Origin of the sequence: Candidatus Accumulibacter contiguus (genome assembly GCF_012940005.1) — a bacterium.
Classification (GTDB): Bacteria; Pseudomonadota; Gammaproteobacteria; order Burkholderiales; family Rhodocyclaceae; genus Accumulibacter; species Accumulibacter contiguus.
Map to the genome: position 1 here is coordinate 1 of NZ_SPMX01000051.1, position 17,503 is coordinate 17,503.

The 17,503-nt window shown below is 60.6% G+C and carries 15 protein-coding genes and 2 pseudogenes; 8 read left to right on the forward strand and 9 right to left on the reverse strand.

What is annotated here, in order from left to right; all coding sequences use genetic code 11:
* Together E4Q08_RS16170 and E4Q08_RS25810 are read left to right on the forward strand one after the other, a co-directional pair.
* Positions 1-474, forward strand: a 474-nt coding sequence (locus E4Q08_RS16170) for an IS4 family transposase (RefSeq protein ID WP_169071142.1), incomplete at its 5' end; no start/stop codon positions are given.
* Between the two features lie 3 nt (positions 475-477).
* Positions 478-1,425 (forward strand): hemolysin family protein, encoded by a 948-nt coding sequence (locus E4Q08_RS25810; RefSeq protein ID WP_308240157.1) that lies wholly within the window; start codon positions 478-480, stop codon positions 1,423-1,425.
* A 27-nt stretch (positions 1,426-1,452) separates the two neighbouring features.
* Here E4Q08_RS25810 and E4Q08_RS16180 read toward each other — a convergent pair whose 3' ends face one another.
* From E4Q08_RS16180 to E4Q08_RS16190, 3 genes are read right to left on the reverse strand one after another with little or no spacing between them, the layout of a single operon-like run.
* On the reverse strand, positions 1,453-2,226 hold the full coding sequence (locus tag E4Q08_RS16180; protein WP_169071143.1) for an N-acetylmuramoyl-L-alanine amidase: 774 nt from the start codon (positions 2,224-2,226) through the stop codon (positions 1,453-1,455).
* An 8-nt stretch (positions 2,227-2,234) separates the two neighbouring features.
* Positions 2,235-3,134, reverse strand: coding sequence for a pirin family protein (locus tag E4Q08_RS16185; protein WP_372703740.1), 900 nt, complete (start codon positions 3,132-3,134; stop codon positions 2,235-2,237).
* A 24-nt stretch (positions 3,135-3,158) separates the two neighbouring features.
* Positions 3,159-3,740, reverse strand: coding sequence for a peroxidase-related enzyme (locus E4Q08_RS16190; RefSeq protein WP_034910206.1), 582 nt, complete (start codon positions 3,738-3,740; stop codon positions 3,159-3,161).
* A gap of 74 nt (positions 3,741-3,814) precedes the next feature.
* Between E4Q08_RS16190 and E4Q08_RS16195 the strand changes: the two genes are divergently transcribed.
* The gene (locus E4Q08_RS16195) at positions 3,815-4,693 is read left to right on the forward strand and encodes a dienelactone hydrolase family protein (protein ID WP_169071145.1); all 879 of its coding nucleotides are present in this window, start codon (positions 3,815-3,817) and stop codon (positions 4,691-4,693) included.
* A 78-nt stretch (positions 4,694-4,771) separates the two neighbouring features.
* Here E4Q08_RS16195 and tpiA read toward each other — a convergent pair whose 3' ends face one another.
* The 6 genes and pseudogenes from tpiA to E4Q08_RS16225 all read right to left on the reverse strand — a co-directional run bounded on the left by tpiA (position 4,772) and on the right by E4Q08_RS16225 (position 13,501).
* Complete coding sequence (gene tpiA / locus E4Q08_RS16200) at positions 4,772-5,539, reverse strand: triose-phosphate isomerase (protein ID WP_034910198.1); 768 nt, start codon at positions 5,537-5,539, stop codon at positions 4,772-4,774.
* 86 nt (positions 5,540-5,625) lie between these two features.
* On the reverse strand, positions 5,626-6,882 hold the full coding sequence (gene pgk / locus E4Q08_RS16205; protein ID WP_169071146.1) for a phosphoglycerate kinase: 1,257 nt from the start codon (positions 6,880-6,882) through the stop codon (positions 5,626-5,628).
* A gap of 353 nt (positions 6,883-7,235) precedes the next feature.
* Positions 7,236-8,831: a phospholipase D-like domain-containing protein gene (locus E4Q08_RS16210; RefSeq protein ID WP_034919214.1), complete on the reverse strand. Its 1,596-nt coding sequence runs from the start codon at positions 8,829-8,831 to the stop codon at positions 7,236-7,238.
* Between the two features lie 85 nt (positions 8,832-8,916).
* Positions 8,917-10,341, reverse strand: coding sequence for an endonuclease/exonuclease/phosphatase family protein (locus E4Q08_RS16215; protein WP_248594964.1), 1,425 nt, complete (start codon positions 10,339-10,341; stop codon positions 8,917-8,919).
* 279 nt (positions 10,342-10,620) lie between these two features.
* Complete coding sequence (locus E4Q08_RS16220; RefSeq protein WP_169071147.1) at positions 10,621-12,369, reverse strand: carbamoyltransferase family protein; 1,749 nt, start codon at positions 12,367-12,369, stop codon at positions 10,621-10,623.
* Positions 12,370-12,626: 257 nt separating this feature from the next.
* Positions 12,627-13,501: pseudogene (locus E4Q08_RS16225) on the reverse strand (lysophospholipid acyltransferase family protein).
* Positions 13,502-13,791: 290 nt separating this feature from the next.
* Here E4Q08_RS16225 and ltnD point away from each other — a divergent pair.
* From ltnD to E4Q08_RS16250, 5 genes and pseudogenes are all read left to right on the forward strand, one after another.
* A complete protein-coding gene (gene ltnD, locus E4Q08_RS16230) occupies positions 13,792-14,730 on the forward strand; it encodes an L-threonate dehydrogenase (protein WP_169071148.1) in 939 nt (312 codons plus the stop codon).
* Positions 14,727-16,013, forward strand: coding sequence for a 3-oxo-tetronate kinase (otnK, locus tag E4Q08_RS16235; protein WP_169071149.1), 1,287 nt, complete (start codon positions 14,727-14,729; stop codon positions 16,011-16,013). Before ltnD ends, otnK begins: the two co-directional genes overlap by 4 nt.
* Complete coding sequence (gene otnC, locus E4Q08_RS16240; protein WP_034914393.1) at positions 16,010-16,651, forward strand: 3-oxo-tetronate 4-phosphate decarboxylase; 642 nt, start codon at positions 16,010-16,012, stop codon at positions 16,649-16,651. Before otnK ends, otnC begins: the two co-directional genes overlap by 4 nt.
* Positions 16,652-16,784: 133 nt before the next feature.
* A pseudogene (locus E4Q08_RS16245) lies at positions 16,785-17,174 on the forward strand (MFS transporter); the annotation flags it as partial.
* A 169-nt stretch (positions 17,175-17,343) separates the two neighbouring features.
* Positions 17,344-17,503, forward strand: a 160-nt coding sequence (locus tag E4Q08_RS16250) for an IS4/Tn5 family transposase DNA-binding protein (RefSeq protein ID WP_169071150.1), incomplete at its 3' end; no start/stop codon positions are given.

Genomic DNA, 17,503 nt, shown 5'->3' on the forward strand with positions numbered 1-17,503 from the left:
ACCAATCGGACGGCGGAAACGCTCGAAGACATCGTACAACTCATTGATTGGTATCGCCGCCGCTGGCTGATAGAAATTCTTTTCCGCATTTGGAAATCAGGCTGCAAGATAGAATCCCTGCAGTTGGGCAGCATGGAGCGACTGGAACGCGCCTTGGTCATTTACCTGATTATCGCCTGGCGCATCCTGTCCTTGGTTACCTGGGGCCGGGACTGCCCCGATTTGCCCTGTGACGTGGTGTTTGATATCGAGGAATGGCAAGCCGCCTGGATCGTCGCCCATCGCTCACCACCGCCGGATGCTCCCCCGCCCCTGGGTCAGATGGTGCGGCTGATTGCCGGCTTTGGCGGCTTTCTCGGGCGAAAACACGACGGGCATCCCGGCCCCAAGGCGATCTGGGAAGGGATGCAGAAGGTCAGGGCATTTGCCATTGCCCTGGAGGCTGGCCGTGCCGCCTATTTCAATGACGGATGAGTTGTGGGTAATCGGGTGGTGTTTGGCGAGATCGTCCCGAAAAGTGTCTGCCAGCAGCGCGCCGATACGATCACGCCTTACGTGATTTACATCCTGCGCTTCTTTTCGATCCTCTTCTGGCCAATCCTCATCATCTTTGTCACCTTGTCGAAGTTCCTTTCGCGTCTCGCGGGCGCGCGTGCAGAGCACAACCCTTTCACCCTGCGCGAGCAGATCCAGAGCATGGTACAGATGCCACCGCAGGAAGGGGGCGACATCCAGGCCATCGAAAAGACGATGATCCGGCGCATGTTCAATTTTTCCGAAACGACGGTCTACAAGGTGATGGTGCCGCTGATCGACGTGAACGCCATCGAGAAGCGATCAACGGTCGGAGAAGCGGTTCGTCTGGCAGTGCAGTGCTCGCATGTCCGCCTGCCGGTCTATGACGGACGTATCGACCGGGTGATTGGCGTGCTGAACAGCATGGATCTGCTGGGTGTAGACGAATCAGCGTCGATCGAGCCCTTCATCAGCCCGGCGCGCTATGTGCCAGCCAGCAAGAGCGCCGAGACGATGCTCGTCGAGCTGCGCAAGGATGGTGATGCGATGGCCGTGGTGATGGACGAGTTTGGCGGTGCCGAGGGGATCGTCACCATCGAGGACATCATCGAGGACGTGGTCGAGGACATCCAGGACGAATACGACCGGCAGGAAAAACCTGCCGAATGGCTGAAGAAACTTGGCCACCATGACTACCTGGTCAGCGCCCGCGCCGACCCGGCGATGCTCAACGAAAAACTGGGACTGAAGCTGCCCGGCCATGGCAGCTACGACACGCTCTCGGGGTTCCTCCTCGAGTATGCGCGCGAGATTCCTGCACCCGGCACGACGATCGAAGTCGAAGGCATCAAGTTCACCATCCAGCGCGCGACGCCGCAGGTCATCCAGGAAGTGCAGATCCGCTGGTAGCGGGTGGCGATGCATCGTACCCCTCCATTACGGGCTCGGCGACTTCTTCTTTTGCAACAAACAGAAAGCCAGTGCATTTTCATGCTCAACAGAAGGTTCCTGATCACCACGGAGGAAATGCAAGCGGAAGGCCTTTCGTGAAGCTTCCGGGGTGCCAGGGTCATAGCCTATCGCGGTGAGTGCAAGCGCCAGATCGAAGCCGACCGGAGCTGGCGGCAGCGGCGCCTCACACCACAGGCCAAAACCCTGTCCGGCCAGGATTTGCCAGGGAAACCAGGCACTGGGGTCGTCCTTGCGCGTCGGTGCAACGTCGGCGTGAGCAATGAAATTTGCCGGAGGAATGTGGTAGCGCTGCCGGATATCGGCCAACAGGACGAGCAACGCTTCTATCTGAGCGTCGGCAAAGGGTTCGCGGCCATTGTTATCGAGTTCGATGCCGAGCGACACCGAATTGATATCGGTAAAGCCGCCCCACCACGATTTACCGGCATGCCAGGCGCGAGCGTTCTCTTCGACGAGTTGGACGATCGTGCCGTTGCGGCCGATCAGATAATGCGAACTGACCTTACGTTCTGGAGAAGTGAGCGTGTGCAGTGCCTGCTCCAGCGTATGGTTGCTGGTGTGGTGAATGATCACCAGATTTGGCCTGCGCTCGTCGAAGTTGGGGGATGCCACCCAGTTTGTCCTCACCACCGTTTTCTGCTGCAGTGGTGCACAGGCAACGAGTAGTGCCGCCATCACAGCGGCAAGGATGAAGCCTTTACCCTTACCCATCCACGGGTGGTCACGCTGACCCAGCAAATCCCCAGTCAGGCCAAACGGCCATCCCGGTAGTCGCTCATCGCTTGGTAAACTTCCTCTTCGGTGTTCATCACGAAGGGTCCGTATTGCACGATCGATTCATTCAGTGGCCTGCCAGCAATCAGCAATGCCCTTGCACCCTGCATTGATTTGATCAGCACGCCGTCGGCCTGGGGATCATTGGCAAGGATGGCCAGGTGTTGCAGTGGCACGCTGCTGCCGGCAATGCTGACCGTGCCACGATACACGTAGACGAACGCGTTGTGACCTGCCGGTAGCGCTTGAGTGAATTGCGATCCAGCCGGCAGGTGCAAGTCGAGGTAGAGCGGCATCGTGGCCTCTCGAGTCACCGCCCCGGGCAGGCCATGACTCGTGCCGGCAATCACCGTCACCTTAGTACCTGCGTCGTTGGTGAAACGTGGCAAGTCTGCAGCGGTGAAATCGCGATACCAAGGCTCGCTCATCTTGTCTTTTGCGGGCAGGTTCAGCCAGAGCTGAAAGCCCTCCATGACGCCTTCTTCCTGCTGTGGAATCTCGGAATGAATCACGCCGCGACCCGCCGTCATCCACTGGACGCCGCCGCTCTCGAGTAATCCTTGGTGACCTGCACTGTCACGGTGCAGCATGCGGCCGGCAATCATGTAGGTGATGGTCTCGAAGCCGCGATGGGGATGGTCGGGAAAACCAGCGATATAGTCATCCGGATTGTCGCTGCCAAAAGCATCGAGCATCAGGAAGGGATCGAGCCGATGCTGCAACTGCTGGTCCAGCACACGCGTCAGTTTCACGCCAGCACCGTCGGAGGTCGCATTGCCCATTAGTTGTCGCTCGACAGTGCGTGTTCTGTTGATCTGCTCGGGATGGGAAACATTGGCGCCTTCACGGCGGGCGCCGGCATTGATCTGCAGGATTTTCATGGGTGCTTGTTGAGACTAGGCCTTCGGCAGGCGACCGAGCAGGAAGAATTCGTCGTTCGGCCGCATCGAGCTCAGGTTCGCCAGCCGATTCGACATCGCGAAAAATGCGGCGACGGCGCCGATGTCCCAGATGTCTTCGTCCGAGAAGCCATGCTCACGCAGCACGGCAAAATCAGCGTCGCCAATCTCGGCCGAATGTAGCGAGGTCTTCAGCGCAAAGTCGAGCATCGCGCGCTGCCGCGCCGTCAGGTCGGCCTTGCGGTAGTTGACCGCAACCTGGTCGGCGATCAGCGGATTCCTGGCGCGCAGGCGCAGGATCGCGCCGTGCGCAACGACGCAATACTGGCATTGGTTGGCGCCACTGGTGGCGACGACGATCATTTCGCGCTCAGCCTTGCTGAGGCCGCTCGGCTTCTCCATCAGCGCATCGTGGTAGGCAAAAAAGGCACGGAACTCGTCGGGACGATGCGCCAGAGTGAGAAAGACGTTGGGGACGAACCCGGACTTTTCCTGCACTTCGAGGATGCGCTTACGCATGTCTTCCGGCAATTGATCGAGTGCCGGAACAGGGAATCGACTGATCGGGGGATTCATCATTTTCTCCATGCTCCGAGGGTTGCAGATCATGGCATGATACACAAGATTTGCATCCATCAGAGGAGAGAAAAGCAATGAGCGACCGCAGTGATTTCGACAGCCTGGTTCCCGCCGTTCCCTTCAGCCGCCGGCAGTTCATGGTCAGCGCCATCGGCGCTGGTTTCGCGCTGGCGGTGCAGCCAGTCGTCGCACAGACGATGATCACGACCGACAGCGTCGGCCTCAGCGCCGGCGAGATCCAGGTGACGACAGGCGATGGCGAAATGCCGGCGTATCGCGCGCAGCCCGCCAGCGGCGGCAACTGGCCAGTGATCCTGGTGGTGCAGGAGATATTCGGCGTCCATGATCACATCAAGGATGTCTGCCGCCGTCTGGCCAAGCTCGGCTACCTCGCCATCGCCCCCGAACTCTACGCACGCCAGGGGGATCCACGCCAGTACAGCAATATCGAGGAACTGCTCGGCAAGGTGGTCAGCAAGGTTCCCGATGCGCAGGTAATGGCCGACCTCGATGCCTGCGTGGCCTGGGCCGGGGCGCATGGCGGCAATACCGCACGCCTCGGCATCACCGGTTTCTGCTGGGGCGGTCGAATCACCTGGCTGTATGCGGCGCACAATCCGCAGCTCAAGGCCGGCGTCGCCTGGTATGGCAGGATCGTCGGCGTGCCCAGCGAACTCAGCCCGCGGCACCCGATCGACATCGCCGGCAAGCTGTTTGCACCGGTGCTGGGACTCTATGGCGGGCTCGATCAGGGGATCCCGATCGACAGCGTAGAGAAGATGCGCAAGGCTCTCGCCGACTCGGTCAATCCGGCCAGCAAGGCGTCGGCGATCCATGTCTATGCGCAGGCGCCGCACGCTTTCCATGCCGATTACCGACCGAGTTACCGCAAGGACGCTGCCGAGGATGGCTGGCGTCGCCTGCAGGCCTGGTTCAAGCAGAACGGCGTTTGATGTGAAAGTCGCGTCAGCGACTCACGAATCCTGCGCAGTGCCATACGGGGCCGCTACGCAGCCCCGCCTTCAAACAGACTACTTGCTGATCGACTCGCCCGGGGTGATGATGCCGAGGAAGCTGTCGGCCTTCAGCGCCGCGCCGCCGATCAGGCCACCGTCGATATCCTTCTGGGCCAGCAGGCCGGCGGCATTCTCGGGCTTCATCGAACCACCATACTGGATCGAGATCGACTCGGCGACGTCCTTGCCGTAGAGTTGCGCCAGCAGGCCGCGGACGAAGGCATGTGCCTGCTGCGCTTCGTCGTCGCTGGCGGTGACGCCGGTGCCGATCGCCCAGACCGGTTCGTAGGCGATTACCGTGCGTAGCGCGTCGGCGGCGGAAAGACCCGCGTAAGCGCCATTGACCTGTGTGGTGAGAACACTTTCGAGCTGGCCGCCCTGCCGCTCGGCGAGCGTCTCGCCGATACAGATGATCGGCGTCATGTCGAGCGACTGGGCCTTCTTGACTTTCTTGTTGACGGTTTCGTCGGTCTCGCCGAAGTAGCTGCGCTGCTCGGAGTGGCCGATGATCACGAAATCGACGCCGATTTCCTTGAGCATGTCGGCGCTGACCTTACCGGTGAAGGCGCCCTGGTTTTCCCAGTGCACGTCCTGCGCCGCCAGCTTGACGTTGCTTCCCTTGACCACCTCGGCCACCTTGGCAAGAGCCAGGTAGGTCGGGGCGATGGCGACAACGACATTCTTGATGTCCTTGGCAGCAGCGACGACGTCGGCGGCGAGCTTCACTGACTCGGCGACGGTCTTGTTCATTTTCCAGTTGCCGGCGATAACGATCTTGCGCATGGTATTCCTCGATGTGACGTTGTGATATTGCTGGATGGCTTGCGATGACTGGGCAGCAGCGGCCCCGCGCGGGGCCGCCGGCAGCCTTACTTTTCGGAAAGTGCGGCGACGCCCGGCAGGACCTTGCCTTCCAGGTATTCGAGCGAAGCGCCTCCGCCGGTCGAACTGTGCGTGACTTTCTTGTCGGCGCCGTATTTCTTGGCAGCGGTGGCGGTGTCGCCGCCGCCGATGACGGTGATCGCACCCGCAGCCGTAGCCTGGACGACTGCGTCAGCCATGGCCTTGGTGCCGGCTTCGAACTTCTCGAATTCGAAAACGCCGGCCGGGCCGTTCCAGATGATGGTCTTGGCCTTCAGGATCGCATCGGTGAAGATCTTCGTCGATTGAGGACCGCAGTCGAGCCCCAGCCAGCCGTCGGGAACGCCATCGACATCGTTGGCGGTGCCGGTGTTGGCGCCGGCGTCAAACTTGTCGGCGATCACGAAGTCGACCGGCAGCAGGATCTCCTTGCCTTTTTCCTCGGCCTTCTTCATCAGGTCCGGGACCAGCTTGGCGCCCTCTTCGTCGTACAGCGAGTTGCCGATCGGCATTCCCGAGAGGACTTTCTTGAAGGTGAAGGCCATGCCGCCACCGATGATGATCTGGTCGGCCTTGTCGAGCAGGTTGTTGATCAACTGGATCTTGTCGGCAACCTTGGCGCCGCCGAGGATCGCCAGCAACGGCCGCTGCGGCGATTCGAGAACGGCCGAGAAGGCAGCCAGTTCCTTGTTCATCAGGTAGCCGGCAGCGCGCTCGGGCAGTTGCACGCCGGTCATCGACGAGTGGTCGCGGTGGGCGGTGCCAAAGGCATCGTTGATGTAGACGTCGGCGAGCCGGGTCAGAGAAGCGCGGAAGGCCTTGACGTCTTCCGGATTGGCCTTGACCTTGGTAACCGTGCCATCGGCGCTGGTGACGGTGCCCTTACCCTCTTCTTCGAGATGGAAGCGAAGGTTTTCGAGCAGGATGACTTCACCAGGCTTGATCGCGGCGCAGGCGGCCTCGACTTCCGGGCCAACGCAATCGGACAGGAACTGCACCTGGCGTCCGAGCAGCCACGAGAGAGCGGTGGCCACCGGCGCAAGACTGTATTGCGGCATGACCTTGCCGTCGGGACGACCAAGGTGAGACATGAGAATGACGGCTGCACCATGGTCCAGAGCATACTGGATCGTCGGCAAGGCCGCCTCGATCCGCTTGGTATTGGTGATGGCGCCGGTGGTCTTGTCCTGAGGGACGTTGAAATCGACGCGAATCAGCGCGCGTTTGCCTTCGAGGGCGAGATCTTCGATGAACAGTTTGGACATGATTTCCTCGACAGTGAGTGGGTGTTGAAAAAGGCTGGATGTGGAAAAAAGCGGCAAGCAGAATTGGATGGAAGCAAAGCAGGTTCAAAAGCGGCAAGGTGTCTGTGAGCGGCAGAACGATTCGCCAACGGAGCACCTTTGACGCCACTGCGTTGCGCAAATGCAAGCTGCGGGAAAGCGTTTCAGACACGCAGACGAAGTATCCTTGGCACGGTTAGCAGAGTCAATTGTCTGTTGTCAAGAGGGTTGTGCATCGTGTCGTTGTTGTCGAGGACGGCCTTTCTTCCGATCGGGAAGGGTCGTTCGCCGACCGCTGCGCACCCGGCATCGCATCCGGAAGCGCAGCTTCAGTTTCAGTAATAGATCCGGAAAACCTGCTGGATCTGCTCGAACTCGTGCAGATACGATCTCGCCATTTCGCGATTGGTGGCCACCACCGTCAGGTCATGGGAAAACACCGAAGTGTTGTACCAGTTGAAACTGCCTTCGATGACCGTCGCCTCGTCGATGATGCAGTACTTGGAGTGGATCGGCGAATAAGGCACCGGGTGATCATCCTGGCCGTACACCAGGCCGACCGCAATCCCCGCCGTCCGCAGTCCCTGCGCTGCCGGCAATAGGGGGCGATTCAGCTCATCGTGCATCGAACGTTCGACGCCAACCTTACCCTGCCGCGCGAGATGCCCGTTGAGCAGGATATGCACATGCACGCCGCGGTGTTTGGCGTTGATCAGCGCATCGATGACGCTGTCGCCGTGTTCGCCCAGCAGGTTGCCGATCAGGAACAGCGTCAATTTGATCGAGTGCCTGGCACGGTGAATCTCGCTCAGGATGGCGTGGTGCGGAAGGTAATGCTTGCCGTTGAGCAGAGAGTGCCGGCCGAAGGTGTAGAGCAGGTTGAAATGGCTGAGCGGGTCGATGCCATATTTTTGGTTGACGCCGCCACGCTCGCTCTGGAAGATGTTGTCGAGCAGACGACAGACGCCTTTCGAATGAAAGGTCATCCCCGATTCCCAATTCGCCCACCAGCGATCGAAGGTGATGTTGAACGAACCCAGGATGCAATCCTCATCGTTGAAGAGGACGAACTTGGTATGCATGTCGGGATCGACCTCGATCAGATGATGGTGTGGCGTACAGAAGACACCCACCAGTTCGATGCCGGCGCGCTTCAGGCGCGCATAGTTCGGACTGTTGGTGAGCGTCATCTTCCGCCAGTCGACGATGCACTGCACACAGACGCCGTTTTCACTGGCATGCACCAGGTGGCAAGTGAAGTCGTAGTCGTCGATGCAGTCGACGCTGACCTTGATGGTGCAGAACCGATTGGGATGATCGTGCTTGCTGCGAATGACCTTGTCGATGTGATCGTGAATGAAGCGTTTGGGATGGTAGGGGTGATACTGCTGACCCTTGGTGAACTTGGGAATCAGGCGCAATGATTCGAAATGGTGGTTGTACCAATCGACGTCGCATTGCAACGTCCAGGCATTCAGCTCATGTGTGCGATAGGAATTGCTGGTCGCCCATTCCGGGGTAATTCTGCGATATTGCGGCTGTTCCTCGCGCAACTGCGACCAGTCCATGAAAATGTACTCGAGTTGCGAGGCAATCGAGTGCTCGTCGAGGTGCACCACAAAGGCAAACTTGACGCAGTTTGCATGCCCGAAACTGCTCGACGAGGGGTGGATATAGAAATCCCGGGTGCGCCGCTTGTGATGGTTCCACTCGATGTCGTAGGGATCGGTATCGACAATGTAGGTTTCGCAAATATTATTATCCCGATAGACCTTCAGGATGACTTTCACGTTCACCTGTGTGCCGAAGAACACATCGAAGCTGATTTTTCCCCAACGCAGATAGAATTTCTCGTTGAAGTCGTTAACCCGCACGAAGGATCCGCCCAGATTGCCGTGTACGGGTACCGCGTATTGCTCTGCTGTTTTCATAATATCGAGACTGCACTGCCCTATGCTGTGTAATGTCCGCTCGCCAGAATCCGTGGCGAGCGAACGACTCTGTTGCGCCCGCAGCTCACGTCGGCTCGAATGTCACCAGGTAGCCAAAGTGATCGGACACTCGCCCATAATCCTGATCCGTGAACACGACCCGACCCGAGGTCGCGCGCAGCTTGCTCCCCTTGCGAAGAAAGACATAATCGATACGATGATCGTCTTCCAGCGCACTCTCCCAGGCTGACTCCCTGACTTCGAAAACCTTTCGAAAAATTTTCGGCGAGTTGGCCAACAGATACTGGTCCTCGTATTCGTTCGAATCGACGACATATTGATAGCCCCTGGAACCAGCCTTGATGTTGAAATCCCCGCAAAGCATCGTGGCCGTGAGTTGGTCGCCATTTTCATCGCTGGCCCACTGCCGCAGATTGTCGAACTGCTCAGCGAAACCATCCTCCCACCAACTCAGGTGCGATGAGAAGACGTTCAGCAGACCGTAATACGGCACCCGGACCTGGGCCATGACGACCTTTCTGGAGTGAATGCTGTAGGGGTCGCTACTCTCCGAGACGTATTTCGATGCATGCTTCTCGATCGGATACCGGCTCAGGAGGGCTACCCCTTCCCGAAAATGCTCGAAGCCCAGATGCGACCAATCGGTCACCAGGTGATAGGGGAGGACGAGGCGTTCATTGATGATTCTCGCCGTATTGGTTTCCCAGTCGCCCTCGCCGTCGTTCCAGAGTTCCGCCACTTCCTGCAGACAGACGATGTCGGCATCGAGAGCGCCAATTGCCTTGGCGATTTGCGAGAGCTTGTCATCCTGATTCTCTTCCTGCCGGCAATGCAGGTTCAGGATCAACACCTTGAGCGGCAGACGCTGGATCGTGTAGTTCTTGCCGAAGTTGTCGTCCCAGAGAATGCGCTGGCGGGTTTCGCAGGAAATCCGGTATTGCACCTGCCAGGCATCGTCCACCTTCAGCATGGCATTCCAGATCTGACAGCCGTATTGATTGGGATTTCTCGCATTGCTGAGAAACTCGCTGTCCCAGTACTTGCGCTTGTAACGGCAGGGCTCTTTGTGCGTGCTCTGCCAGTTGTCGGTGGTCCAGTGCACCGTGACGCTCGTGGCCTGCAGGTCTTTCTTCGTTGCCACAACGACGGGCAGAAAGCTTTGGCCATCGACCAGAGCACGCTCGCAGCCGACGTTCAGCAGCGGGTACTGATCCGCCAGCCGGATTCCCGAATCGGCCTGAATGGCGTGGTTCTTGCCGTGATGGTTATCCCAGTATTCCGTGCCCAACACACGATAGCGCAAGGCGAACTCGACATTTCCGGGTAGCGATGCATCGGCGGCCAATGCGAAGGTGATCCTGGCGAACCAGTACTCCCTGTCCTGATCAACGCGACCGTGATACGAAGCAGCGAGGGTATGCCACACGCCGTCTTCTCCGGCCCAGGCGACATCGACCTGCTTGTCGAAGGCAAGGTTCTCCACCAACATCAGAAACGACAGCTCCTGCTCTGCCGTTTTTTCTGCTGATCAGGTTTTTTGCGCAGAGTAGATTGATTTTTTCCATTGGTCCCCACCTCAGCGCCCCGATGCTGCCTGTCGGTCGGCACTGGAAATACAAAAATGCGTAGAAAATGCTTCGAGAAAGCGTCGGAACAGCCGGATGCCACCGCAAGCAGCAACGCGCACCCTCCCCTGTTCGCGCCAGCGCCGGGCGGCTCAACGCACGACACGAAGTATCGCCCGAGCACTACTGCCTCGTCAAATCCGCTACGCGTCCGTCTCTGCTGCGGCCTTGACCACCAGCAGGTCTTCCATCACCAGATACTGCAGGTCGCAACCAAAGAACATGTTCAGCGCGTCGGTCGGCGAACAGATCATCGCTTCGCCACGGCGGTTCAGCGAGGTATTGAGAACGACTCCGTTACCGGTCAGTTTTTCCAACTCGACCATCAGATCGTAATAGCGTGGGTTGAATTCGCGCCGCAGTACCTGTGCGCGCGAACTGCCGTCTTCGTGCACGACTTCGGGGACGCGTTCCTTCCAGCCTTTCGCCACCTCGAAGGTAAAAGTCATGAACGGCGCCGGATGGGCGCTGCCGAGCATCTGCGGGCCGACGCGGTCGAGCATGCTCGGGCAGAACGGGCGCCAGCGCTCGCGGAACTTGATCTGCGCGTTGATCCGGTCGGCGACGCCTGGAACACTCGGGCAACCGAGGATCGAGCGGCCGCCCAGCGCGCGCGGACCAAATTCCATTCGCCCCTGGAACCACGCCACCGGCTGACCTTCGGCAAGCAGTCGGGCGATCTGCTGCGGCACATCCTCGAGCCGCTGCCATGATGGGCAGGCCGGATGCCGGGCACAGGCGGCGATGACATCTTCATTGCTGTACGCCGGGCCGAGGTAGACATGCTCCATTTTTTCTACCGGAACACCGCGCTCTACCGAAACGTAGGCGGCTGCGCCAACGGCCGTTCCGGCATCGCCGGAAGCCGGCTGGACGAAGAGTTCGCGCACATGCGGGCGGGCGATGATCTTCTGATTGAGTTTGACGTTGAGCGCACCACCTCCCGAAAAAGCGAGTCGGCCGGTCTCGCGCAGAATGTCGCCGAGGTAATGCTCGATCATCTGCAGCGACAGATCCTCGAAGAGCTTCTGCATACTCGCCGCGTAGTGGATGTAGGGGTCGTCGGCAATGTCTCCCGAGCGACGGGGACCGAGCCAGTCGACCAGCTTCGGAGAAAAATAGTAGCCCTTGCCATTTTCCTTGTAGCGGCGGAAACCGATCACGTTGGCGTAGTCGGTGTTGACCGTCAGTTTGCCGTTCTCGAACTTCGCCAGGCGCGAGAAATCGTAGCGGTTCGGGTCGCCGTAAGGCGCCATTCCCATCACCTTGTACTCGCCATCGAGCATTTCGAAACCCAGATACTCGGTCAATGCGCCATACAGCCCTCCCAGAGAATCGGGGTCGTAGAATTCCCTGATCTTGTGGATTTTGCCGTTCTCGCCGTAGCCGAAGAAGGTGGTGGCGTATTCGCCCTTGCCGTCGATACCGAGAATCGCGGTCTTCTCCTTGAATCCAGAGCAATGGTAGGCGCTCGCCGCATGCGCGAGATGGTGTTCGACCGGCACGATCTCGGTCTTCCCGAGATCGAAGCCGAGTTGCAGCAGGCACCACTCGATGCGCTTGCGGTAACGGTAAAAACGCCGGTTGCCGGTCAGGATGGCGTCGAGCGAACGCTCGGGTGCATACCAGTAGCGTTTTGCATAGTGCCAGCGTGCCGCTTCGGAGAGGCTGATCGGGGCAAAGGGAATGGCCACCGCATCGACCTCGGCGGGCTGGATGCCGGCAAACTCCAGGCAGAACTTCGCAGCCTCGTAGGGCATGCGGTTCTTGGCGTGCTTGTCGCGAACGAAGCGCTCCTCCTCTGCCGCTGCGACGAGTTTGCCGTCGATGTAGAGCGCCGCCGAAGGGTCGTGGGTCAGCGCGCCGGACAGCCCGAGTAGAGTCAGTGCCAAGGTCGAGTTCTCAGAGGATCACATTTTCGGCCGCTGCAGCAAGGAGTGCGGGCCGACGAATTCGTCGAGTATACCTGCGCCGGCGTCTGTTAATGTTAAAGTCGCGTCAGCGACGCACGAATCCCCCCCTCCCCACTTGCGGGGGAGGGGTCGGGGGGAGAGGGAAACGGTCATGACTTTCATCATCGGGGGTGTCTTGCAAAGTCATGACCGTTCGCTTGCCGACAAGCGGGACAGACCGAACCCAGAGAGAAGGATCAATACGGGCGTGCTTCGCCCGGCGGCCGCGTCTTGAAACGACGATGCACCCAGTAGTACTGCTCGGGCATGCTGCGCACTGCGTCCTCGATCCAGGCATTCATGCGGCGGGTATCGGCCTCGACATCGGTGGAGGGAAAATCCTGCCAAGCTCGCCAACCGTCACCGCATAGCCCGCACCACCAGGCAGCAGACGGGTCACACAGGGAACGACGACAGCGCCAGCCAGCCGCGCCAGCCGTGACAGACCGGGAACGGTTGCCGTCTGCACTCCGAAAAAGGGGACAAAGATCGAATCCCGTTTCCCGAAATCCATGTCCGGCAGGTAGTACAGCGGCCGCCCGGCCTTCATCGCCCGCACGCTGGCACGCACGCTTTCCTGGCGCGAGAGCAGCAACTGGTCGCCAAAACGTTGGCGTCCGCGCAGCAGCAGGCGATCGAAAACCGGGTTGGACTGCACCGCGTAGATGCTCGCGCTGTCGAAGCGCATGGCAATCGCCACGCCGCCGGCGTCGAGCCCAACGAAGTGCGGTGCCAGCATCAGCACCGGACGGCCGGCATCGAGCAGCGCCCGCATCCGTTCCTCGCCCTCGACCCGGATCAGGCGCGACAGCCGCTGCCGGCTCGCCCACCACAGCAGCGTGCGTTCCAGGACGCTGCGCGTCAACACCTGGAAATGCGCTTTCGCCAACCGACGGCGCCGATTTTCGTCGAATTCCGGGAAGCACAGACCAAGATTCACCAGCACAATGTGTCGGCGCCGGCGCGCCAGGCCGTAGATCACGACGCCCAGCGCATTGCCGAGGCACGCCAGCACCGGCAGCGGCAGGAGATGCAGGATCCACACCGAGGCAATCAGCAGGCGGCTCAGCATCGACGCAGGCGCCGGCAGTCAGTGATGGCGAGGATGGAGCCTTGATCTAGGTTTCTCATGCCGTGGCAGGTCAGGCAGCAGTGGATGGGTCCGGCGCGCAAGGAGCGCCGGCGCGGTATTGTACTTTCATCGACGCGATGGCCACCTGCTTTTCCTTCCTGGCGGCGATCCGGGTAGCGATGACCTGTTGACGAGTGCCCGCAGCTCCTCAAAAAACACTTGCAATGCCTAAAGTTGTACTATAAGATGATTACATGCTAAGTTTATTCGTCAGAGGAGAAGTGAAAACCATGTCTGCGCTTACCACGGAAGAAGCAGTGGCCGTACGACCCGTCGTCGGGGTGATCGGTCTGGGATCAATGGGGGGAGGTGTGGCGCGCTCGCTGCTGCGGGAGGGCTTTAGCACTCGTGTTTGCGATGTGCGGCCAGGCGTGCTTGCGGATTTTGCGGCTCTGGGTGCGCTGCCCTGTTCGACGCCGGCACAGGTCGCCGCGGGCAGTCAGGTCCTGATCGTGCTGGTGGTCAATGCCGATCAGACCGAAGCCGCGCTCTTCGGGCAGGACGGTGCGGCGGCAGCGTTGCCGCCGGGTGCGGTGGCCATTCTCAGCGCGACGATCGCTCCCGACGTGGCCGAGCGCTTTGGTGAACGCCTGGGTGAACTGGGCATCCTGATGCTCGATGCACCGGTTTCTGGCGGTGCCGCCAAGGCGGCGAGTGGCGAGATGACGATCATGGCGTCCGGCACGCCGGCCGCTTTCGCCGCCTGCGAAGCGGTGCTCACGGCCATCGCGGCGCGCGTGTATCGCCTGGGCGACGCACCGGGGCAGGGCTCCAAGGTCAAGATGATCAATCAGTTGCTCGCCGGTGTGCATATCGCGGCGGCGGCCGAGGCGATGGCTCTGGGGATCAAGGCCGGCGCCGATCCGCAGGCACTGTTCGAAGTCATCAGCAACAGCGCCGGCAGTTCGTGGATGTTCCAGAACCGCGTGCCGCACATTCTCGCCGGTGACTACACGCCACTATCGGCAGTGAACATCTTCATCAAGGATCTCGGTATCGTCCTCGACACGGCACGAAAATACCCGTTTCCGCTGCCGTTGACCTCGGCTGCTCACCAGATGTACCTCGCTACTAGCGCCCGCGGCTATGGTGCTGAAGACGATTCGGCGGTGATCAAGATGTTTCAGGCGCTCACCGGCATCGATCTGCCGGCGGGAGCCGGACGATGAGCGCGCTGCTCGGTTGTATCGCCGACGACTTTACCGGCGCCACCGATCTGGCCAACATGCTGGTGCGCAGCGGCATGCGTACCGTCCAGACGATCGGTCTGCCGTCCGTACCGCTGGGGCCGGAGGTCGATGCCATCGTGGTCGCATTGAAGTCGCGCACGATCCCGGCCGCTGCAGCCGTGCAGCAATCGCTGGCAGCACTGGACTGGCTGCAGGCTGCCGGCTGCCGGCAGTTCTACTTCAAGTATTGCTCGACCTTCGATTCGACCGCGACCGGCAATATCGGTCCGGTCAGCGAGGCCCTGCTGGCACGCCTGGGGGCAGATTTCGCGATCGCCTGCCCGGCATTTCCCGAGAACGGCCGCACCATCTGTCGCGGCTACCTGTTCGTCGGCGATGTGCTGCTCAACGAATCCGGCATGCAACAGCATCCCTTGACGCCAATGACCGACCCCAACCTGGTGCGCGTGCTGCAAAGCCAGAGCCGCGGCCAGGTGGGACTGGTCCGTTACGACAGCGTCCAGGCTGGCGCAGCGGCGATCCGCGCTCGCTTCGCCGCACTCAAGGCCGCGGGGGTTCGACTTGCGATCGTCGATGCACTGAGCGACGCCGACCTCTACCAGATCGCCGAAGCCTGTACCGAGCATCCGCTGATCACCGCCGGTTCCGGCGTCGCCCTCGGCCTGCCGGAGAACTTCCGCCGCCAGGGTCTGCTCGTGTCGAATCCGGTAGCCGCTGCTCTACCGGTCGTCGACGGTTTCGCCGCAGTGCTCTCGGGTTCGTGCTCGCGGGCCAGCAATGTGCAGGTGCAGACCTGGCAGGCCGCCGGAAGACCGGCATTCCAGCTCGATCCCTTCGCGCTCGCGCGCGGCGAGGATGCGGTCGGCGCCGCACTGGCCTGGGCTGCGCCACAGCTCGCGGCTGGCCCGGTACTGATCTACGCGACCAGTGAGCCGGATGCGGTGCACCAGGTGCAGGCTGAATTGGGCGCCGAGCACGCCGGTCATCTGATCGAACTGGCGCTGGCACGGGTGGCTCTGGCACTGGTTGAACAGGGTGTGCGCAAACTCGTCGTCGCCGGTGGCGAAACCTCCGGCGCCGTGGTCGGTGCTCTCCGGGTGAGCGCGCTGCAGATCGGTCCACAAATCGACCCCGGTGTACCGTGGACGGCGACACTGGCCGCCGAACCGCTGCTGCTGGCGCTCAAGAGCGGCAATTTTGGTACCCCGGACTTCTTCGAAAAAGCCCTGCGCCAAGTGGCTTCGGCGAGAACCCTGGCATGAGCGCCGAGACGCGCGCGCGCGAAGAAATCTGCCGCATCGGCGCCAGCCTCTACCAGCGCGGCTATGTGCACAGTTCGGCGGGAAACATCAGCGTGCGTCTCGAAGATGGCTGGCTGATCACCCCAAGGGATGCCTGCCTCGGCTTTCTCGACCCGACGGCAATCGCCAGGGTCGACCGGGAAGGCAGACAGGTCTCCGGCGATCGTCCATCGAAGACGCTGACGCTGCATCGCCTGATCTATGGTGAAAGCGCCGGCAGTTGTGCGGTGCTGCACACGCACTCGACGCACCTGGTGCGCCTGAGTCTGGCCGGCGTCTGGGCAAGCGATGACATCCTGCCACCCATCACACCCTATTACGTGATGAAGGTCGGGCATGTGCCGCTGATCCCCTACCACCGCCCCGGCGATCCGGCTGCCGCCGAAAAGGTGCGGCTGGCGGCAGCGCGCGGGGTCCGGGCCGTGCTCCTGGAGCGCCTCGGCCCGGTGGTCTGGCAGCAAAGCGTCGCCGCCGCAGCTTGTCTGCTCGAAGAACTCGAAGAGACGGCGAAGCTCTGGCTCGCCGCAACGGACAAACCGCCGCCGCTGAACGAAGAACAGATCGAGGAGTTGCGCCGGGCTTTCGGCGCGGTCTGGTAAGGGCTGCTCTCCGTCCGGAGGGATCCCGAAGCATCGCCCCTGGGGATGCGACGAGACCGCTCCACAGCTTAAAAACAGGGGCGTGGGGACAACGGAGTGGACCGACACGCATCCACCAAATGAGGAAATGACCATGGCAATACCTTCTGCTGCTACGACGCTATCCAGCGTCAACATATCACCCAGCGCCACCGTCGATCTCGACGCGACCTATCGCAAGATCGCCTGGCGAATCATGCCGTTTCTGATGCTGTGTTACGTGGTCGCCTACCTGGACCGCGTGAATGTCGGCTTCGCCAAGCTCGACATGATGAGATCCTTCACCGACTTCAATCCCGGGACGGCCGAAGCCGTATATGGCCTGGGCGCGGGCCTCTTCTTCGTCGGCTATTTCCTGTTCGAGATACCGAGTAATCTGATTCTGCACCGTGTCGGCGCCAAGCTGTGGATCGCCCGCATCATGATTACCTGGGGCCTGATCTCGGGCGCATTTGCCTGGGTGGACAATCGCTACGCCTTCTACGCACCCGATTACCCACAACTCACTTGACATAGGAGCGCGCGGCGTGGCTTGACTCCAACGCGATAGCAAACGCTGTTGCATTTCCGCTTACCCACCCCATATATGCAAACGGCAACAGTTTTCAAGCTGTTGTTAAAACGTATATTTCGTAATCTTGCGGAGGTATGGCATGGGTTGGGCAGCGGAGGAGTTCAAGGATCTGGATTTGGGGGATGCGCGGCGGACGCGGCGCTTGATCAAGCTGGTGGATGATCTGTCGGCACAACCGACCGGAAGCATCCCGGTGGCTTGCGGGGGTTGGGCGGAAACCAAAGCGGCCTACCGGCTCG